Origin of the sequence: Massilia sp. HP4, assembly GCF_005222695.1 — a bacterium.
Taxonomy (GTDB): Bacteria; Pseudomonadota; Gammaproteobacteria; order Burkholderiales; family Burkholderiaceae_D; genus Telluria.
The window spans coordinates 218,332-237,056 of sequence record NZ_STGG01000010.1 but is presented as its reverse complement, the minus strand read 5'-3'; the positions used below and the strand labels follow the sequence as shown (position 1 = coordinate 237,056).

18 protein-coding genes are annotated in these 18,725 nt (G+C 67.0%); 10 read left to right on the top strand and 8 right to left on the bottom strand.

The window, feature by feature from the left end; translation table 11 throughout:
* Positions 1–5: 5 nt before the first annotated feature.
* From E8M83_RS03805 to E8M83_RS03780, 6 genes are all read right to left on the bottom strand, one after another.
* The gene (locus E8M83_RS03805; protein WP_137172051.1) at positions 6–1,040 is read right to left on the bottom strand and encodes a branched-chain amino acid ABC transporter permease; all 1,035 of its coding nucleotides are present in this window, start codon (positions 1,038–1,040) and stop codon (positions 6–8) included.
* An 8-nt stretch (positions 1,041–1,048) separates the two neighbouring features.
* A complete protein-coding gene (locus tag E8M83_RS03800) occupies positions 1,049–1,795 on the bottom strand; it encodes an ABC transporter ATP-binding protein (RefSeq protein ID WP_137172073.1) in 747 nt (248 codons plus the stop codon).
* Positions 1,782–2,570: an ABC transporter ATP-binding protein gene (locus E8M83_RS03795; protein WP_137172050.1), complete on the bottom strand. Its 789-nt coding sequence runs from the start codon at positions 2,568–2,570 to the stop codon at positions 1,782–1,784. Before E8M83_RS03795 ends, E8M83_RS03800 begins: the two co-directional genes overlap by 14 nt.
* Before the next feature lies 1 nt (position 2,571).
* Entirely contained in the window at positions 2,572–3,771 is a 1,200-nt protein-coding gene (locus E8M83_RS03790) for a substrate-binding domain-containing protein (RefSeq protein ID WP_137172049.1), read from the bottom strand.
* 19 nt (positions 3,772–3,790) lie between these two features.
* Complete coding sequence (locus E8M83_RS03785) at positions 3,791–4,663, bottom strand: alpha/beta fold hydrolase (protein WP_137172048.1); 873 nt, start codon at positions 4,661–4,663, stop codon at positions 3,791–3,793.
* Between the two features lie 61 nt (positions 4,664–4,724).
* Positions 4,725–7,019, bottom strand: a complete 2,295-nt coding sequence (locus tag E8M83_RS03780; RefSeq protein WP_137172047.1) for a TonB-dependent receptor — start codon at positions 7,017–7,019, stop codon at positions 4,725–4,727.
* 284 nt (positions 7,020–7,303) lie between these two features.
* Between E8M83_RS03780 and E8M83_RS03775 the strand changes: the two genes are divergently transcribed.
* Both E8M83_RS03775 and E8M83_RS03770 read left to right on the top strand, forming a co-directional pair.
* Positions 7,304–8,230: a LysR family transcriptional regulator gene (locus E8M83_RS03775; RefSeq protein ID WP_137172046.1), complete on the top strand. Its 927-nt coding sequence runs from the start codon at positions 7,304–7,306 to the stop codon at positions 8,228–8,230.
* Between the two features lie 43 nt (positions 8,231–8,273).
* A complete protein-coding gene (locus E8M83_RS03770) occupies positions 8,274–9,194 on the top strand; it encodes a LysR family transcriptional regulator (protein WP_137172045.1) in 921 nt (306 codons plus the stop codon).
* A gap of 20 nt (positions 9,195–9,214) precedes the next feature.
* Here E8M83_RS03770 and E8M83_RS03765 read toward each other — a convergent pair whose 3' ends face one another.
* Positions 9,215–10,180 carry a TIGR01777 family oxidoreductase gene (locus tag E8M83_RS03765; RefSeq protein WP_137172044.1) on the bottom strand — a complete coding sequence of 322 codons (966 nt, stop codon included), beginning with the start codon at positions 10,178–10,180 and terminating at the stop codon, positions 9,215–9,217.
* Positions 10,177–10,719: a GbsR/MarR family transcriptional regulator gene (locus E8M83_RS03760; RefSeq protein ID WP_137172043.1), complete on the bottom strand. Its 543-nt coding sequence runs from the start codon at positions 10,717–10,719 to the stop codon at positions 10,177–10,179. Before E8M83_RS03760 ends, E8M83_RS03765 begins: the two co-directional genes overlap by 4 nt.
* 312 nt (positions 10,720–11,031) lie before the next feature.
* Between E8M83_RS03760 and E8M83_RS03755 the strand changes: the two genes are divergently transcribed.
* From E8M83_RS03755 to E8M83_RS03720, 8 genes are read left to right on the top strand one after another with little or no spacing between them, the layout of a single operon-like run.
* On the top strand, positions 11,032–12,468 hold the full coding sequence (locus E8M83_RS03755; RefSeq protein ID WP_137172042.1) for an SLC13 family permease: 1,437 nt from the start codon (positions 11,032–11,034) through the stop codon (positions 12,466–12,468).
* Positions 12,469–12,504: 36 nt separating this feature from the next.
* The gene (gene mdcA, locus E8M83_RS03750; protein WP_137172041.1) at positions 12,505–14,172 is read left to right on the top strand and encodes a malonate decarboxylase subunit alpha; all 1,668 of its coding nucleotides are present in this window, start codon (positions 12,505–12,507) and stop codon (positions 14,170–14,172) included.
* Positions 14,173–14,204: 32 nt separating this feature from the next.
* The gene (mdcC, locus tag E8M83_RS03745) at positions 14,205–14,519 is read left to right on the top strand and encodes a malonate decarboxylase acyl carrier protein (protein ID WP_137172040.1); all 315 of its coding nucleotides are present in this window, start codon (positions 14,205–14,207) and stop codon (positions 14,517–14,519) included.
* Complete coding sequence (locus tag E8M83_RS03740) at positions 14,516–15,424, top strand: biotin-independent malonate decarboxylase subunit beta (RefSeq protein ID WP_137172039.1); 909 nt, start codon at positions 14,516–14,518, stop codon at positions 15,422–15,424. Before mdcC ends, E8M83_RS03740 begins: the two co-directional genes overlap by 4 nt.
* Positions 15,424–16,140, top strand: coding sequence for a biotin-independent malonate decarboxylase subunit gamma (locus E8M83_RS03735; protein WP_137172072.1), 717 nt, complete (start codon positions 15,424–15,426; stop codon positions 16,138–16,140). Before E8M83_RS03740 ends, E8M83_RS03735 begins: the two co-directional genes overlap by 1 nt.
* A complete protein-coding gene (gene mdcG / locus E8M83_RS03730; protein ID WP_137172038.1) occupies positions 16,124–16,804 on the top strand; it encodes a malonate decarboxylase holo-[acyl-carrier-protein] synthase in 681 nt (226 codons plus the stop codon). Before E8M83_RS03735 ends, mdcG begins: the two co-directional genes overlap by 17 nt.
* Positions 16,792–17,679, top strand: coding sequence for a triphosphoribosyl-dephospho-CoA synthase MdcB (gene mdcB / locus E8M83_RS03725; RefSeq protein ID WP_137172037.1), 888 nt, complete (start codon positions 16,792–16,794; stop codon positions 17,677–17,679). The genes mdcG and mdcB overlap by 13 nt, the downstream gene beginning before the upstream one ends.
* A 1-nt stretch (position 17,680) precedes the next feature.
* Complete coding sequence (locus E8M83_RS03720; RefSeq protein WP_137172036.1) at positions 17,681–18,610, top strand: ACP S-malonyltransferase; 930 nt, start codon at positions 17,681–17,683, stop codon at positions 18,608–18,610.
* Positions 18,611–18,725: the final 115 nt, after the last annotated feature.

Here is an 18,725-nt window from a genome sequence, read left to right as displayed (position 1 = left end):
AGAGGTCAGCTCCGTGAGTTCGAATACAGCCCGGCCGGGCGCCACAGCAGGACCGAGATCATCAGGATGATGCTCGAGACCAGCGCAATCTTGGGGGCCAGGAAGCCGGTGTAGTTGGCCACCAGCGCCATCAGGAGCGCGCCGATGAAGCAGCCGCCCACCGAACCCAGGCCGCCGATGATGATCACGATGAAGATCATCACCATGATCTCGCTGCCCATCGCGGCCGTGAGGGTTTCCTTGTACAGGCCCCACATCACGCCGCCCAGGCCGGCCAGTGCCGAACCGGCCGCGAACACGGCCACGAACAGGCGCCGGATGCGGTAGCCGAGCGCCTCGACCATCTCGCCGTTCTCGACCCCGGCGCGCACCAGCAGGCCGATCTTGGTGCGATTCAGCACCAGGAACATGGCGACGAAGACCACCAGGCCGACCACGACCGCGACCAGGCGATACTTCTCGACCGCGGCGTCGCCCAGCAGGATGGCGCCGCGCAGCGCGGTCGGCAGCGGCAGGGCGATCGTCTCGGCGCCCCAGATCACATGGATCAGCTGCTCGGCCACGATCATGCCCCCCATCGTGATCAGGATCTGCTTGAGGTGCTGGCCATAGACCGGCTTGACGATGATGCGCTCGAAGGCCCAGCCCAGCAGGCCCGTGACGACCATCGCCAGCGTGACCGCCAGCGCCAGCACGCCCAGGTTGATCAGGAGCGAATCCATCTCGAGCCAGCCGCGCATCGGCAGCAGCACCAGCGTGGCGGAAAAAGCCCCGACGGCGACGAAGGCGCCGTGGCCGAAGTTCAACACGCTCATCAGGCCGAACACGAGGGTCAGGCCGCTGGCCATGATGAAGATCATCATGCCCATTGCCAGGCCGGCGACGGTGAGGGTGAGCCAGGTGGGAAAGCTGCCGACCAATGGCAGCATGACCAGCATCAGCGCAGGCACCAGCAGCAGCGGGGCGATGTCGCGCCTGGCAGCCGGCAGCGGTGCATCGGCCTGGGGATCTGCCTTGGCAGCGGGGAGGATTGCACTCATGTCTGATCCTATTGGTGGGAGTCGAGCGACAGGCCGAGCAGGCGCTGCTGGAGCGCGGCGTCGCCCGCCAGCGCGGCCATCTTGCCGGCATGGGCCACGCGGCCGTCGTCCATCACGGCCACGCTGTCGCCCAGCGAGCGCACAAAATTGAAATTCTGCTCGACCAGCAGGATCGTGGTCTCGCGTTCCTTGAGTTCGCGGAAGGCCGCAATCAGGCTTTGCACGATGCTCGGCGCCAGGCCCTTGGTCGGTTCGTCGACCAGCAGGAGCTTTCTCGTTTCGACGATCGCGCGCGCGATCGCCACCATCTGCTTCTGGCCGCCCGACAGGTTCCCCGCAGGGTAGTTCCAGAACTTGCGCAGGGCCGGGAAGAAGCCGCAGATCCAGTCGACCCGGGCCTGGTCCAGCGGGCCGTTGCGGGCGGCCAGCACCAGGTTTTCGCGCACCGTCAGTTCGGAGAACACCGCCATGTTCTCGGGCACATAGGCGATGCCGGCGCGGGCGATGTCGGGCGTGGCCATCCTGGTGATGTCGCGGCCGTCGAAATGGATGCTGCCGGCGCTGGCCTTCCACAGGCCCATGATCGTGCGCAGGGTGGTGGTCTTGCCGGCACCGTTGCGGCCCAGCAGGACGGCCAGTTCGCCGCGCGGCACGACCAGGTCCACGCCTTGCAGGATGTGGTATTGGCCGATATGGGTATGGACGCCGGACAGCCTCAGGAGCGGCTCACGCACCTCTGGTTCAGGCGCCAGCATGTTCGGGTTCGGGTGTTCCAAGATAGGCTTCCTGTACGATCTTCGATTGCATCACTTCGCGCGGATCGCCGTCCGCCACCAGCGTGCCGTTGTGCAGCACGACGATGCGGTCGGCCAGCTGGCGCACCACGTCCATCTTGTGCTCGACCAGCAGCACGGTCTTGTTCGATTCCAGCTTTACCTGGCGGATCAGGTCGAGCACCACCGGCACTTCGTCGACGCTCATGCCGGCCGTGGGTTCGTCGAACATCATCACGGAGGGCTCCAACGCCAGCAGGATCGCCACTTCGAGCTTGCGCTGGTCGCCATGCGACAGGGCGCCCACGAACATGTCGCGCCGCCCCATCAGCGCCACCCGTTCCAGGTAGTGCTCGGCGCGCGCGATCAGCTCCTTGTGGCTGGACCAGATCGACAGGAAGTTCAGGCCCATGCCGGCGCGGCTCTGCACCGCCAGGCGCACGTTCTCGATCACCGTCAGGTGCGGGAACAGGTTAGTCAGCTGGAAGGCGCGGCCGATGCCGAGCCGCGTACGCCTGGCCGCGCCATCGCGCGTGATGTCGCGGCCGTGCAGGGCCACCGTGCCGCTGCTGGCCGCCAGCTGGCCCGAGACCAGGTTGAAGTAGGTGGTCTTGCCGGCGCCGTTGGGGCCGACGATGACGGTCAGGGTGCCGGGATGGAAATCCGCCGTCACCGCATTCACCGCGACGTGCCCGCCGAAGCGGATGGTCAGGTCGCGGGTCGACAGCGAAGGCGTCGGTGGAGTGGAGCCCGTCATGTCAGCGCTTGTTCTTCACCGGCAGCGGCATTTCGCTGGCGGGGATCTCGCGCACCAGTTCCAGCAGGTCCCACTCGCTCTTCTGGTCCTTCTTGATACGGAAGTGGTACATCGGCTGGATCGCCTGGTGGTCTTCCTTGCGGAACGTCATCGTGCCCTTCGGGGTCTCGAAGCTCATGCCCTCCATCGCCGCCACCATCTTGTCGCCATTGCCGTCCGGGACCTTCGACAAGGCCGCGACCACCGCGCCCGCCGCCGCCATGCCGCCGGCCGTGAACATATCGGGCGGCGCCTTGAAGCGCTTCGTATGCTCCTTGACGAACCAGTCGTTCATCTTGTTCTTCGGGAAGTCGTAGTAATAGTAAATCGTGCCCTGGGTGCCGGCGAAGTTCTTCCAGGTCTTCATCACCGGCAGGATGTTGCCGCCCGGGGACAGCACGATGCCGTGGCGTTCGGGCTTGAGGTCGGCGATCTTGTTCATCGGGTTCGGGCCGGCCCACACGATCTGCAGGATGCGCGGCTGCGGCTTGTCCTTGAGCGCGTCGAACAGGCGCTGCGACGAGGCGGTGAAGTCGGTCGTCGCCAGCGGCGCGTATTCTTCATGCACCACCTTGGCGCCGCTGCCGGTGGCGGCCAGCGCTTCCTTGCCGGCCTTGATCGCATCGCGACCGAAGGCGTAGTCCTGGGTCAGGAAGCCGATGCTGCCGCCTTTCAAGGTGCTGGCCGCGGCCAATGCATCCTGCATCGAGCTGCGCGCGGTGCGGAAGATATACTTGTTCCACTTGTCGCCGGTGATGGCGTCGGCCACCGCCGGCTCGATGATCAGCACTTTCTTGTATTCCTTCGCCACCGGCAGCATCGCCAGCGCCGAACCGGACGACGTCGTGCCGACGGCGATGTCGACCCGGTCGTCGCCATAGGCTTCGGCCAGGAGGGTACGCCCCAGGTCGGGTTTGCTCTGGTCGTCCTTGACGATCACCTTGATCTTGCGGCCGTTGATGGCCATGGTGCCGCCCGTCAGGTACTCGAGACCGAGCATGAAGCCGGCCTCGGTCTCGCGCGCATACGATTCCATGATGCCGGTCTTGCCGGCGATGAGGGCGACCTTGAAGTCCTTGCCCTGGGCCAGGGCACCGGGGGCGGCGCCGGCCGCGAAGGCGAAGGTCAGTGACAGGGCGAGGGGTTTGATCAGATGCTGCATTGCTTGTCTCCTTGTTTATCTATGGGACCCGCGCCAGGAAAGCGCCGATCGCCTCGAAGGCTTCCGGTTCGGTGAGCATCGGCGCATGGCCGACGTTCGGCACTTCGGCATAGGCCAGGCCGGGCGCCGCCTTGCGCATCCAGGCCGCCTGCTCGGCTTCGACCAGGTCGGACAGTGCGCCGCGGATCATCAGGGTGGGGCGGTGCCGCGTCAGGCGCCGGAACGCCATGCGCAGCGCCAGCGAGGTTGGGGGAAGTCTACCGTTTTGCAGGCTGTGGGCAATACCCGGGTCGTAGCGGGCGCACAACAGGCCGTCGTCGCGCTGTTCGAAGGCGCGCTGGGCCCATTTGTCCCATTCCGACTCCGGGTTGTCGGGGAAGGCGCAGGCATTGATGTCGCGGACATGGCATCTGGCCTCGTTCCAGTTGGCGAAGGTGCCGGCCTTGCCGACGTAACCGGCGATGCGCGCGAGGCCGCGCGGCGACAGCACCGGGCCGATGTCGTTCAGCACCGCGCCGGCCACCAGGTCGAGGCGCTGGGCCGCCAGGGTCATCGTGATCAGGCCACCCATCGAGGTGCCGATGAAGACGGCGCGCGCGATGCCCAGCGCGTGCATCAGGACCACCACGTCGGCGGCGTAGACCAGTGGCGTGTAGTTGGCCGGGTTCGGGTCGCGCGCCGAGTGGCCGCGGCCGCGCACATCGATTGCCAGCACGCGGCGGCCCAGGGCTGCGATCTGCGGCGCCAGTTCGTCGAAGTCGAGCGAGTTGCGGGTCAGGCCGTGGATGCAGATGACCGGGAGGCGGGCCGGCCCGCCGGCGCCGTGGTAGTCACGCGCATACAGGGCGAGTCCGTCGCTGCTGGTGTAGGTAATCGGGGAGAAGATCGACACGCTCGATGAATCCTTCAGTGGTCCTTGGCACGGACGATGACCGTCCGTGCCGTTTGCTGGGTCAGAAGCGCAGCTCCAGGGTGGCCGAGACCGTACGCGGGTTGCCGTAGAAGGCGGTCAGCGTGCCTTCGTTGCCCAGGGTCGGGAACAGATAGCCGGCGGTCTTGTAATGCTCGTCGCCCAGGTTCTTGCCGTGCAGGCCGGCGCGCACCTTGCCGTCCTGGCGGGTCCAGACGATCGACGCGTCCCAGATCCGGTACGACTCCTGGTCCAGGATCGACGGCGTCTCGAACTGGGCGGTCGCGCCCTTGTACGACCAGCTGCCGATCAGCGAGATGCGGCCGTTGTGGCCCATGATCGGCATGGGGATGTCGTAGTTGGCGCGCAGGTTGGCCGAATTCTTCGGCGTGTTCTGGAAGATGCGCTGGTCGGCCACGTTCACGCCCGCCACGATGTATTCCTTGTACTTGGCGTCGATATAGCTGTACATCCCCGCCAGCATGAAGTTGGGCGTGATGTTGGCGATCGCTTCCAGCTCGACGCCCTTGATCTCGGCCTTGCCGGCATTGGTGGTCACCCCGGCGAAGCTGTCGTCGCGGCCGTCGCCGTCGGAGTCGATCGCCACCGAGCCGGGAATCTGCACATCGGCGTAGTCGCTGTAGAACACGGCGGCATTGGTCGTGATGCGTCCGCCGTTGAAGGCCGACTTGAGGCCCAGCTCATAGGTCTCGATGGTCTCGGGCGCATAGCCGGCGCGCGCCGTCTCGAGCGGGATGCGGGTGCCGACCACGTTCAGGCGCGGATCGAAGCCGCCGCCCTTGAAGCCTTCGGAGTACGAGGCATACACATTGTGGGCGGGGTTCATCTTCCAGTTGACGGCCACGCGCGGCGTGAACTTCTTGTCCTCGCGCTCGAGCATGCCGCCCCGCAGGTCGGTGTCGGTGCGGAACAGGATCGCGCCCGGATTGCCCATGTCGGGCGAGCCGGCCAGGCCAAAATAGATCTGGCGCAGCACGTCGGCCTCGCGCTTGTCGACCGTGTAGCGGCCGCCCAGCGACAGGCTCACGGTGTCGGTCAGGTTGTAGCTGCCGTCGAAGTAGGCGGCCCAGGCTTTCGTGTCGATGTCGCCCATCGTGTAGGTGGAGGTCGGCACGGCGCCGGCCAGGATGGTGTCGAACTTGTTGAAGGCGTTGGCGTCCATGTAATAGACGCCGGCCACGCCCTGCAGGCGCGGGCCGTTGTAGGTCACTTGCAGTTCCTGGCTGAACTGGCGGTTGGTGTACAGCGCCGGCACTTCCATGTCGACCACGGGCAGGGCGTCGAAGTCGATCGGGGCATACGATTTGTCGCGGCGTGCGGCCGTGATCGACTTGACGCTCCACTCGCTGTTCACGGTGTATTCGATGGTGGCAGAACCGCCGTAGGCGCGTACTTCCTGGTCGTGGCCAAGTGCCTTGGTAAGATTGCCGCGGGTGTCGAACACGTCTTCCAGGATCGGGGCGCCGCTGGTGCGGCCGACGATCAGGCGGTGGCCGTTCTTGGGATTCGAATCGTCTTGCGTGAAGTCGCCGGCCAGTCGGATGAACAGGTCCTGGTTCGGCGTGAATTCGGCCGAGACGCGGCCGGCGGTGACGTCCTTGTCGTAGTTGCCCTTGCCGGTGTACAGGTTGTCGCCGAAGCCATCGCGCTTGAAGCGGGCGAAGGTGGCGCCGACGCGGGCGGTGTCGGTCAGCGGCGTGCTGGCGGTGACCACCGCTTCCTTTTGCCCGTATTCGCCGACCGTGGCGCGCACGCGCACGTCGCGCTGCGGTCCCAGCTTGCGGGTCACGTACTTGACGGCGCCGCCGATGGTGTTGCGGCCGTACAGCGTGCCCTGGGGGCCGCGCAGCACTTCGATGCGCTCGACGTCGTAGATGTCGGCCACCGCCGCCTGCGGGCGGGCCAGGTAGATGTCGTCGATATAGATGCCGACGCCCGATTCGAAGCCGGCCAGCGGGTCGGCCTGGCCGACGCCGCGGATGAAGGCGGTCAGCGTGCTGTTGGTGGCGCGCGAGGCTTTGAGGGTCGTGTTGGGCAGCGCCAGGGCCAGGGCGGTCACGTCGGGCACGGCCTGCTTGGACAGCTGGTCGGCGCTGAACGCGGTGACCGAGACCGGGACGTCCTGCAGGGTCTCTTCGCGCCGGCGCGCGGTGACGACCACTTTCGACACGGATTCCTCGGCCGACGCTGCTGCTGGGGTGGCCGACGGGCCGGCCGCATCCTGGGCCTGGGCCACGCCCATCGTCCCGCCGGACAGCGCCAGCAGGGCGGCGGCGGACTGGTTCAGCAGCTTCATCTTGTTCCTGGTCAGACGCATTCTAGTCTCCTCATTTTTTGGTATGGCATCCGTGCGATCGAGCGCATGCCAACCAGTGTGCCAAGGTCGGGTTTGCTTGAATAGTCAACGATCGCCCACCCCGTTGTGCATTAATGCACAGCCCGCTTTCCGGCCCGCTTGTCGGCCTTCGTGGTGAGCTTTCCTAGGGACAGATGCCGCATTGCACCATTTCAGCGGCGCCGCAGGGATCGTCGGTAATTTGCTTGCAGAAGGAATGTGCACGAGTGCACAATGTGTCATCTTGATATCTGACAAGCGATCTCATGAATACGCTGCCCGAGTGGACGGATCTGCGGTTCTTCCTGGAGCTGGCCCGCGCGGGCACGCTGTCGGGCGCCTCGCGCCGCCTCGACGTCGAGCACACGACCGTCGCGCGCCGCATCGACCGGCTCGAGACCCAGCTCGGCGCGACCCTGTTCGACCGCTCGCGCGAGGGGTATGAGCTGACCGAGGTCGGCCTGGCCCTGCTGCCGCATGCCGAGGCGATGGAAGGGGCGGCGCTGGCTGCGGCCGAACAGATCGGCGGCGCCGAAGTCGCGGCCCACGGCGTGGTGCGGCTCGGCGTGCCCGAGGTATTCGGCGTCAAGGTCGTCGCGCCCTTGCTGGTCGGCCTGCTCGACCAGCATCCCGACCTGCAGATCGACTTGCTGGCGCTGCCGCGCTTCGCGAACCTGGCCAACCGCGAGGCCGACCTGGGCGTGATGCTCGATCCGCCCACCACCGGCCGCTATGTGGTGACGCGGCTGGCCTCGTTCCGCTTCTACCTGTACGCGTCCCCGGGCTACCTGGCGCGCCATCCGCCGATCCGCCAGCAGGCCGACCTGGCGCGCCACGATTTCGTCGACTATGTGCAGGACCGGCTGGCCAGCCGCGAACTGTCCTACCTGAACGAACTCGGTTTCACGCCGCGCCGCCGCATGTGCTGCTCGGGCATGACGGCGCAGATCGAGGCGGCCTCGCTCGGCATGGGGCTGATGATGGCGCCGCCCTATGCGGTGCCGGGCGACGGCCGGCTGGTGCCGGTGCTGCCGGGTTTCTCGGCCGAGCGTTCGTTCTGGCTGGCGGCGCCGACCGACCTGTACCGCCTGCGCCGTGTGAAAGTGGTGTGGGACGTGCTGCGCGAGTATGCCGACAGCTCGCCCGGCCTGTTCGTCCAGGATGGCATGCAGGGCGCATTGGCGCCGAATTGAAGAGCGCGGTATCCTCGCACAGTTCACACTTGTAAAGGCATCCATGCGCAGCCAGATCAGCGACGACATCACGTTCCGCAAACTCGAGATCCTGCTGGCCTATATGGAAGGCGGCAACCTGAACGCCGCCGCGCGCATGCTCGACATCAGCGCGGTGAGCGTGCACCGGGCCCTGCATTCGCTCGAAGAAGGCATGAGCTGCCAGCTGTTCAGCCTCCAGGGCCGCAACCTGATCCCGAACGAGGCGGCCCAGGTGCTGGCCGAAGTGAGCCGTGAAGTGGTCAAGATGATGGCGGACGGGATCGCCGCGACCCGCTCGGCGGCCGGCTATTCGGCCGACCACCTCAGGATCGGCTCCCTGTATTCGCTGACCACCGGGGCGATCCCCGAAGTCATCATCGGCATCAAGCTGCGCAAACAGGAAATCGAGACCGAGCTGGTGCTCGGCTCGAACGCCGACCTGCTGCATAAACTCAAGCAGAACGCGATCGACGCCGCGCTGATGGGGATGCCCGACTCCGATCCCGAGATCGAGTCGATCGCGCTGTTCGAAGACGATGTCTTCTTCGCCGCACCGGCCGGTTCGCCGTATGCCGGCATGAAGGAAGTCGACCTGCGCCAGTGCGCGTCCGAGAAATTCGTATGCCTGAAGGACGGTTTCGTGACCCTCAAGGGCTTCCAGGAAGCGTTTCGCATCGCCGGCTATGCGCCGACCATCGTCACCCGCGTGGGCGACATCTTCTCGCTGATGAACCTGGTCGCGGCCGGCATCGGCTATACCTTGCTGCCGGGCCGGGTGCGCAATGCCTTCGGCGACAAGGTGCAGCTGATCCCGCTGAAGGCGGATTACCGCATGCAGCAGACCATTGGCCTGTCCTTCCTGCGGGTGCGCGAACGCGATCCGAACCTGCTGGCGCTGGCGGCGGTGTGCCGGATGCTGAAGCACCAGCCATCTGGCACCTGACGCGCCGCGTTGAGCCCGGATCAGCGCAGGCTGCGCAAGGCCCCCGCCAGGTCGGGATAGCGAAACACGAAGCCTTCGCGCTGCAGGCGCGCCGGCGTTACGCGCTGGCCTTCCAGCAGCAGGTCGGCCTGCTCGCCGAGCGCGAGCCGCAGCGGCCAGGCGGGCGTCGGCAAGAAACAGGGGCGTTTCCAGACGCGCGCCGCGGCCTGGCTGAACGCGGCCTGCATGACCTGTTCGGGCGCGGTGAAATTGGTGGCGTTCGCACTGGCGCCGCTGGAAGGCTGCGTCATTGCATGGCGCCAGCGATGGGCGATGCCGCCGATGACGTCGTCGACATGGATCCACGACAGCCACTGGCGCCCGCTGCCCAGCCGGCCGCCCAGGCCCAGCCGGATTGGCAGCAGCATCATCGGCAGCGCGCCTTGCCGCCCGAGCACCAGGCCGAAGCGCATGCACTCCACGGGTACTCCATGCTGCGTCGCGACGGCAGCGGCATCTTCCCATTCGCGGCACAGGTCGGACATGAACATCGGCTGCGGCGGCGCCGTCTCGGTCAGCTGCGCATCGATGCCCGGCGCCTGGATGCCGTAGTAGCCGATCGCCGAGGCCGAGAGCAGCAGCCGCGGCTTGTGGCGGGAACGCGCGATCCAGTCGACCACGGCGCCGGTCAGCCCGACGCGGCTCGCGCGCAGCGCCTCGCGGCGCCTCGCCGTCCAGCGCTGCCCGAGTATCCGGCTTCCTGCCAGGTTGACGATGACGTCGACCTGTTCGTCGGCCGATAGCGCATCCATGGCGGCGATGGGGCGCACCTTGCCATCGAACAGCCGGCCCGCGCGCTGGGTGTCCCTGGTCAGCGCGATCACCCGGTGACCGTCGTCCAGCAGCGCCTGCACCAGCGTCTGGCCGATGAAGCCGGTGGCGCCGGTCACCAGGACGGTGCGCTGGACCGGATCGAACACGGTGGGTGAGCCTGGCGTGCGGTTCATGCCTTGTCCTTTCCATTGGGGCCGATGAAGCGCGCCACCTTGCCGCCCATCTTGAGCATGCGCTGCAGCGTCGCCGGCGGCAGGCGCTGGTAATCCTGGAAGGTGGCGCTGAACATCTCGAGGAAATCCAGCGCGACCTGCATGCGCGCCAGTACCTCGTCATCGAGCTCGGCGTCCTGCGCGCCTTCGATCGCGCATTCGCGCAGCACGGAGAGGGTCGGATCGATCTCGCGGCGCTTGCGCTCTTCGAGGATGATGCGAAAGATCTCCCACACGTCCTGCAAGGCCAGGAAATGGTCGCGCCGGTCGCCCAGCACATGGCTGACGCGCACCAGCCTCCAGCTCTGCAGCTCCCTGATGCTGGTGCTGACGTTCGAGCGCGCCACGCCCAGGGTCTCGGCGATGGTCTCGGCAGCCATCGGCTGCTGGGTAAGGAACAGCAGCGCATGGATCTGGGCCACGGTGCGATTGACACCCCAGCGGGTTCCCATTTCTCCCCAGTGGAGGACGAATTTCTGTTCGGTGGCGCTCAAGTTCATAGATTTCAGTAATTTCTGTTGATACAGAAATTAAAGAGCAAACTGAATAAAAGGTCAAGCGAAGTTTCGCGGTCACACTGTGCGGGGCCGAAACTTTCGCTGACAGTAAACATCGGCAATCGAGCGTAATTGATCTCGGCGGCGATCGGGTTTACCTTGGCGTCATACCTACAATTAGCAAGAGCACAAAAAGAGCATGACCCGGCCCGTCGCCCCCCATGAAGGCGGTCGCGCACGGGATCATGCATTGGAGACGTACCACCCGCGGCAACACCGGTTGGAGCCGGCGCCGCACCTCGAAGGAGCCTCGCCGTGTCCTCTCATGTCATTGCAATCTGCGTACTGGCGCTGATGTTCGTCATCGCCACCGCCATGCCCATCAATATGGGTGTCCTTGCCTTCGTTGGCGCCTTCCTGGTCGGCACCCTGATCGCCGGCATGGAAACCAAGACCATCATGTCCGGCTATCCGGCCGAACTGTTCCTGACCCTGGTCGGGATCACCTTCCTGTTCGCCCAGGCCCAGAACAACGGCACCATCGACTGGCTGGTGCGGCTCGCGGTGCGCGCCGTCGGTGGGCGCATCGCGGCCATCCCCTGGGTCATGTTCGCGATCACCGCCTTGCTCACCTCGGTCGGCGCGGTGAGCCCTGCGGCGGTCGCGATCATCGCCCCGATCGCGCTCGGCTTCGCCGCCAAGTACAAGATCAACCCGCTCATGATGGGCCTGCTGGTGATCCACGGCGCCCAGGGCGGCGGCTTCTCGCCGATCAGCATCTATGGCGGCATCACCAACAAGGTCGTGATGGAGGCGGGGCTGCCGATTTCGCCACTGACCACAGCCTTCACCAGCCTGGGCGTGAACCTGGCGGTGTCGGTGCTGCTGTTCTTCGTGTTCGGTGGCGCCAAGCTGATGCGCCAGCAGGTGCCGAAGGCCGAGCGCTCGGGCAAGGGCCTGCCGGTCTCGCCTTTCGGCCCGCCGGTGGCGGTGGCGGCGCAAGGCCCGCAGATCTACGGCGACGCCGAGAATGAAGCGGGCAGTGAAGAGCGCCTGACCAGGGAGCGCTCGAGCGCGGCCGTCGGCGCCGTGGGCGCCACCGCAGTTGGGAACACTGCGGGCAGGGCCGCCGGCAACGCCGCGGTCGACCTGAATGAAGGCCCGACCTTCCACCAGATGTTCACCGTGGTCGGCCTGGTCGCGCTGGCCGTGCTGACCCTGCTATACAAGCTCGACATCGGCTTCGTCGCCATCACCATCGGCCTGTTGATCTCGATCCTGTCGCCGCAGGTGCAAAAGCGCGCCATCGGCCAGGTGTCGTGGCCCGAGATCATGCTGATCGTCGGGGTCAGTACCTATGTCGGTGTGATGCAGAAGATGGGCACCATCACCTGGGTCGGCGACAGCGCCGCCAGCCTGGCGTCGCCGCTGACCGTGGCCCTGCTGCTGCTGTTCGTCGGCGCCGTCGTCTCGGCCTTCGCTTCGTCGACCGCCGTGCTGGGCTCCCTGATCCCGCTGGCCGTGCCGTTCCTGGCCTCGGGCACCGGCGTCGACCCGATCGGCTTCATCGCTGCCATGGCGGTTGCGTCGACCATCGTCGACGTCAGCCCGTTCTCGACCAATGGCGCACTGGTCCTGGCCAGCGCCCAGGGCATCGATCGCGACGTATTCCTGCGACAGCTGATGATCTATGGCGGTATCGTTACCCTGGTGGCGCCGGTCGTGCTGTGGGTGCTGTTCGTGGTGTTCTAAGACAGGCACACATATTTTGCAATAACGGGAACTCTCATGAATCACAGTGAAGGCCGCTGGACCAACCAGCAACGCAACCGCAGCGAGCGCCTGGCGCGGGTCCAGGCGGCGCTCGGCGGGGCGCTGGACGGCAAGATCGTCCAGGCCTCGCACATCGTCGAGCTGTTCAACGCCGTGCTGGAGCCGGGCGACCGGGTCTGCCTCGAAGGCAATAACCAGAAGCAGGCCGATTTCCTGGGCAAGGCACTCACCAAAGTCGATACCGGCCGCGTGCATGACCTGCACATGCTGCTGTCGGTACTGTCATTGCCCGAGCACCTGGACGTGTTCGACAAGGGGATCGCCTCGAAGCTCGACTTCTCGTTCTCGGGCCCGCAGGCCGGCCGCCTGGCCAAGCTGGCCCAGAGCGGCAAGCTCAATATCGGCGCGATCCACACCTACCTCGAGCTGTTCGCGCGCTACTTCATCGACCTGACGCCGCGCGTGGCGCTGGTGGCGGCCGAGATGGCCGACCGCGAGGGCAATCTGTACACCGGCGCGAATACCGAAGACACGCCGGCGATCGCCGAAGCCACGGCCTTTAAAAGCGGCATCGTGATCGCCCAGGTCAACCAGGTGGTCGACAAGCTGCCGCGGGTCGACATTCCGGGCGACTGGGTCGGCTACGTGGTGCAGTCGCCGACCCCGTACTATATCGAGCCGCTGTTCACGCGCGATCCAGCCCAGATCTCCGAGATCCAGGTCTTGATGGCGATGATGGCGATCAAGGGCATCTATGCCGAGTACGAGATCGAGCGCCTCAATCACGGCATCGGCTTCGACACCGCCGCCATCGAGCTGCTGCTGCCGACCTATGCCGCCGACCTTGGCCTGAAAGGCAAGATCGCCCGCCATTGGGCGCTGAACCCGCACCCGGCCCTGATCCCGGCGATCGAAGCCGGCTTCGTGGAGTCGGTGCATTCCTTCGGCTCCGAGCTGGGCATGGAAAAATACATCAGCGCGCGGCCGGACGTGTTCTTCGTCGGCCCGGACGGCTCGATGCGCAGCAACCGCGCCTTCTGCCAGGCGGCCGGCCACTATGCCTGCGATATGTTCATCGGCTCGACCTTGCAGATCGACTTGCAGGGCAATTCGTCGACCGCTACCCTGGGCCGCATCGCGGGTTTTGGCGGCGCACCGAACATGGGCGCCGACGCGCGCGGCCGCCGCCATCCGAGCAAGGCCTGGCTGAAAGCCGGCGAGCAGGCGCGCGCGGGCCGCAACACGATCCCGCGCGGGCAGAAGCTGGTGGTGCAGATGGTCGAGACCTTCCGCGAGCACATGGCGCCGGCTTTTGTGGAAAAACTCGACGCCTGGCAGCTGGCCGAGCAGGCGAATATGGCGATCCCGCCGGTGATGATCTATGGCGACGACGTCACCCACATCCTGACCGAGGAGGGCATCGCCAACCTGCTGCTGTGCCGCAGCGACGAAGAACGCGAGCAGGCGATCCGCGGCGTGGCCGGCTATACGCCGGTCGGCATGGGCCGCGACAAACGCATGGTCGAGAACCTGCGCGACCGGGGCATCGTCAAACGCCCCGAAGACCTGGGCATCGACAAGCGCATGGCGACCCGCGACCTGCTGGCCGCCAAGAACATGAAAGGCCTGGTGCGCGCTTCCGGCGGCCTGTACGACCCGCCGAAGCGCTTCAGGAACTGGTAACAGGGGCCATCCGAGGTCAACGAGGAAACAATATGGAAACGTTGAAATACCGTTTCGAGCAGGGCAAGCGTTCGCTGGCCGGCATGCCGCAGCTGGTGGGCGTGGTCGGCTCGGGCAATCTCGAAGTACTGATCGAGCCGTCGCCCATGCAGGGCGCGTGCGAGATCGAGGTACGCACCGCGGCCGTCGGCTTCGGCGCCACCTGGCAGGCCGTGATGGCCGATTTCCACGATCGCTGGAGTCTCGCCGACGCGCGCATCAGCATCAACGACATGGGCGCCACGCCGGCCGTGGTCAGCCTGCGGCTGGACCAGGCGGTAGAGTCGCTCACCGGAGGACAACCATGAGCAGCTACCAGGAATTGACGGCGCGCCAGCGCATCCCGGCCATCTTCGACGCCGGCAGTTTTGAAGAATTCTTGCCGCCGAGCGAACGCGTGGCAAGCCCGCACCTGGCCCAGCTCGATGCGCCGGTGTCGTTCGACGACGGCGTCGTCGTCGGTCGCGGCCAGCTCGATGGCAAGCTGGTGTTCGGCGCCGCGCAAGAGGGCGGCTTCATGGGCGGCGCGGTGGGCGAGGTCCACGGCGCCAAGCTGGTGGGCATGCTGCGCCGCGCGATCGACGAGAACGCGCACGCGGTGCTGCTGCTGCTGGAATCGGGGGGCGTGCGCCTGCACGAGGCCAACGCCGGCCTGATCGCGGTGTCCGAGGTGATGCGCGCCATGCTCGACGTGCGCGCCGCCGGGATCCCGGTGGTGGCGGTGGTGGGCGGCGCCAACGGCTGCTTCGGCGGCATGGGCATCGCGGCGCGCTGCGCCAATACCGTCATCATGTCCGAAGAAGGGCGCTTGGCCATGTCCGGCCCCGAGGTGATCGAGACCGCCAACGGCGTCGAAGAATTCGACTCGCGCGACCGCGCGCTGGTCTGGCGCACCACGGGCGGCAAGCACCGCTACCTGCTGGGCGATTGCCAGGTGCTGGTGGCGGACGAGTCGAGCGCCTTCCGCCAGGCGGCGATCGACGCCATCTTTGATGCGCGTGGCGGCGAAGTGCGCCTGACCCTGGATGGGCTGCTGGCCGAGCAGGCCATGCTGGCGCGGCGCCTGTCGGACGCCGAAGGATTGGCGGAACCGATGGACGTCTGGAAAAAACTCGGCATACCGGAACCGGCAAAGGTGCCGATGCTGGAGGCCGACGCTTTCCTCGAACTGGCGGCGCGGCACCGCGTGGCAGCCAACACGGGAGCAAGATGATGGACTGGCAGTTATTGGCAACCCAGCTGTTCCCCGGCGGTCACGACATCGTCGAACGCGATAATTTCTTGTCCGGCAGCGCGCAGGTCGACGGCAAGCCGGTCGCCGTGATCGGCACCACCGGCCACACACCGATCGGCATCGAGATCGCGCTGGCCCAGGCGCAGGCGATCCTCAAGACCGTGCAGGAGCATCCCGGCCGGCCGATCCTGATCCTGGTCGACACGCAAGGCCAGCGCCTGCGCCACCGCGACGAGATGTTGGGCATCAACAGCTATATGGCCCACCTGGGCAAGTGCGTCGACCTGGCGCGGCGCCACGGGCATACGGTGATCGGCCTGGTGTACGACCAGGCGCTGTCGGGCGGCTTCATCACCAGTGGCCTGATCGCGAGCGCCTGCTATGCGCTGCCGCAGTCGACCATCCGCGTGATGGGGCTCCCGGCGATGGCGCGCATCACCAAGGTGCCCGAGGAGCGCCTGACCGAGCTGGCCAGGGACAATCCGGTATTCGCGCCAGGGCCCGAGAACTACCTGCGCATGGGCGGCCTGCACGGCATCTGGGAAGACGACCTCGCCGGCCAGCTGGTGCGCGCGTTGGGTGAAGCCCGCGACGAAGACCGGCGCATGGCGCTGGGACGCGAGCGCGGCGGACGCATGCTGGCGCAGCCGGTGGCCGACGCAGTGAGGGCAGGCGGCCATGTTCGCGCGGCATGACCTGGTCTGGCTGACGAGCCGCGGCTGGCAACAGGTGCGCGCGCATGCGCCGCCGGCGGCGCTGGCGGCGCTCGACCGCTGGCGCGACAACGGCTGGCCGGCCATCGTGCGGCGCGCCGAAGTCGACCTGGCGCCTAACGAGGTCGCGATCGGCTTTCCGTTGCCGCCGCGGATCGAGGACGGCGGCAAGCTGAAGGTGGGCTGCCGGGTCGAGCTGTCCGACGTCAAGCGCCGCACGCGTGCCTTGCCGCTGGTCGCGGCGCTGGACGCGGTGCCGGAGCAGTGGCGCGACAGCCTGGCCCTGCTGGAGCGCCAGGCCGCGGAAGCCGGCGTGGGCCTGGCGGTCTACGGCTCGGTGGCGCTGGCGGCGCTGACCGGCCAGTACTACCTGACCCCGCATTCCGATATCGACGTGCTGCTGCAACCGACCAGCCGCCGCCAGTTGATGAAGGGACTGGACTTGCTGGCCTGGCACGCGGGCATCTTGCCGCTCGATGGCGAGGTGGTATTCCCCGACGGCCGTGCTGTCGCGTGGAAGGAGCTGCGCGCGGCCTATGCCGGCGCGCCGGGCACGCGCGTGCTGACCAAGGGGCTGACCCGGATCGCGCTGGTGCTGCCCGAAGAACTGATCGCGACGCTGGAGGAAGAAACGTGCCCGAACTGATTGCCCTGCAACCGACGCCGGTGGTGCGCCGCGCCGCAAAGACGAGCGAGCGCGCCTTCGCCGGGCGCATCGCGCGCCTGGCCGTGCGCAGCCTGTACGCAGAACTGGCGCTGTATCCGAAGCCGGGCCTGGTCTCGCTGGTAGACAACGGCAGCCACGCCGACATGACGGCCGAAACTTTTATCCGCAGCCTGTTCACGCTGCGCCGCTTTTTTTCGGAGATCACGCAGGCCGGCATGGCGGATGCACCATTCCACGTGCTCAAGCGGCTGGGCATCGAGGCCGAGGCCCGCATGCTGCGCGCCACCGCCGGCATCAACACCCATCGCGGCGCCATTTTCTGCCTCGGCATGCTGTGCGCGGCGATCGGGCGCTGCCAGGCCAGCGGCATGGCGCTGACGGCGCATGCGGTGCAGGCCATGCTGCGCCAGTGCTGGGGCCGCGAGCTGGGCGCGCATAGCGTGGATGCCGGCGCCTGCTCGCACGGCGCCCAGGCCCTGCGCCGCTACGCCGCCAGCGGCGCGCGCGACGAAGGCGCGCTCGGCTTCCCGTCGGTCTTCCACATCGGCCTGCCGGCGCTGCGCCGCACCCTGGCTGCTGGCCGCGGCATGCGCGAGGCGCGCATCGATGCGCTGTTCGCGCTGATGGCTCACATCAGCGACACCAATGTCTACCACCGCGGTGGAGCCGACGGTGCGCAGACCGTGCGGCGCCAGGCGCGTGCCTTCGTCGCCCGCGGCGGCAGCGCCTGTCCGGACTGGGAAGCGCGGGCGCTGGCCTGCCACCGGACCTTCGTCGCGGCGCGCCTGTCGCCGGGCGGCGCGGCCGACCTCCTGGGCGCGGCCTGCCTGCTGCAGGCCGCGACCGTCAGCTAGCATGGCGGGCCGACTTGCCATCCTGTGCCCGGGCCAGGGCGCCCAGCATGCCGGCATGTTCGAGCTGGCGCGCCTCGACCCTGGCACCAGCCGGCTGCTGGACGACTGGTTCGGCGATCCGGTCATCGGCCCGCCGCTGCGCGCGTCGGTCGAGGGCGAGGAGCGTTTCGCCAACCGCATTGCCCAGCCGTCGATCGTGGCGGCCAGCCTGGCGACGTGGACCGCGCTGCGTGCATCGCTCCCTGAACCGGCGCTGGTCGCCGGCTACAGCATTGGCGAGGTGACGGCCTATGGCGTCGCCGGGGCACTCGATGCTGGCGATGCGGTCAAGCTGGCCATCGAGCGCGCGCGATTGATGGATGCCTGCCTGGAGGGCGGGCCGGCGCAGGCGATGGTCGCGCTGTCCGGCATGCCCGATGGGAGCGTCGATGCGCTGCTGGCCCGTTTCGGCTTTCATGCCGCGATCGTGACCGGCGACGATGCGCTGGTGGCTGGCGGTCCGGCCGCCCAAGGTGAGGCATTGGCCGAGGCGGCCCTGGCGGCGGGCGGACGCTCGACCTTGCTGCCGGTCGCCGTGGCCTCGCACACACCGCTGTTGCAGGGCGCGGTGGCGGCGTTTGCCGCAGTGCTCGAAGGCCAGCGCTGGTCGAACCCGGCGTTCCCGGTCTTGTCCGGCATCTCGGCCGAACCGGTCCACGATGCCAAGCAGGCAATGCGCGACCTGCCGCGACAGATCGCTGAACCGATTCTCTGGCGCGAGTGCATGGATGCCTGCGTCGAGGCCGGCGTCACGGTCGCGCTCGAGCTCGGGCCAGGCGCCGCGCTGGCGCGCATGTTGCAATCGCGCCACCCTGGAATCGCCTGCCGTTCGGTATCCGAATTCCGTTCGCTTGACGGGATCCATAGCTGGCTAGGGAGGCAGCTCGATTAATATTCACGAGGCTGATGTCTGATATTGCCACTCAGAATTGGAAGTTCACCTGGGTCGCCTATATAACGGTTGCATAGCAGTCGTAATCATAGGGCCGCCATTGTCGGCGGTGCAA

What these genes read in the sequence shown, in the direction of transcription:
- E8M83_RS03805 (WP_137172051.1), bottom strand. Translation starts at nt 1,040, where the DNA reads ATGAGTGCAATCCTCCCCGCTGCCAAGGCAGATCCCCAGGCCGATGCA.
- E8M83_RS03800 (WP_137172073.1), bottom strand. Translation starts at nt 1,795, where the DNA reads ATGCTGGCGCCTGAACCAGAGGTGCGTGAGCCGCTCCTGAGGCTGTCC.
- E8M83_RS03795 (WP_137172050.1), bottom strand. Translation starts at nt 2,570, where the DNA reads ATGACGGGCTCCACTCCACCGACGCCTTCGCTGTCGACCCGCGACCTG.
- E8M83_RS03790 (WP_137172049.1), bottom strand. Translation starts at nt 3,771, where the DNA reads ATGCAGCATCTGATCAAACCCCTCGCCCTGTCACTGACCTTCGCCTTC.
- E8M83_RS03780 (WP_137172047.1), bottom strand. Translation starts at nt 7,019, where the DNA reads ATGCGTCTGACCAGGAACAAGATGAAGCTGCTGAACCAGTCCGCCGCC.
- E8M83_RS03775 (WP_137172046.1), top strand. Translation starts at nt 7,304, where the DNA reads ATGAATACGCTGCCCGAGTGGACGGATCTGCGGTTCTTCCTGGAGCTG.
- E8M83_RS03770 (WP_137172045.1), top strand. Translation starts at nt 8,274, where the DNA reads ATGCGCAGCCAGATCAGCGACGACATCACGTTCCGCAAACTCGAGATC.
- E8M83_RS03765 (WP_137172044.1), bottom strand. Translation starts at nt 10,180, where the DNA reads ATGAACCGCACGCCAGGCTCACCCACCGTGTTCGATCCGGTCCAGCGC.
- E8M83_RS03760 (WP_137172043.1), bottom strand. Translation starts at nt 10,719, where the DNA reads ATGAACTTGAGCGCCACCGAACAGAAATTCGTCCTCCACTGGGGAGAA.
- mdcA (WP_137172041.1), top strand. Translation starts at nt 12,505, where the DNA reads ATGAATCACAGTGAAGGCCGCTGGACCAACCAGCAACGCAACCGCAGC.
- mdcC (WP_137172040.1), top strand. Translation starts at nt 14,205, where the DNA reads ATGGAAACGTTGAAATACCGTTTCGAGCAGGGCAAGCGTTCGCTGGCC.
- E8M83_RS03740 (WP_137172039.1), top strand. Translation starts at nt 14,516, where the DNA reads ATGAGCAGCTACCAGGAATTGACGGCGCGCCAGCGCATCCCGGCCATC.
- E8M83_RS03735 (WP_137172072.1), top strand. Translation starts at nt 15,424, where the DNA reads ATGGACTGGCAGTTATTGGCAACCCAGCTGTTCCCCGGCGGTCACGAC.
- mdcG (WP_137172038.1), top strand. Translation starts at nt 16,124, where the DNA reads ATGTTCGCGCGGCATGACCTGGTCTGGCTGACGAGCCGCGGCTGGCAA.
- E8M83_RS03720 (WP_137172036.1), top strand. Translation starts at nt 17,681, where the DNA reads ATGGCGGGCCGACTTGCCATCCTGTGCCCGGGCCAGGGCGCCCAGCAT.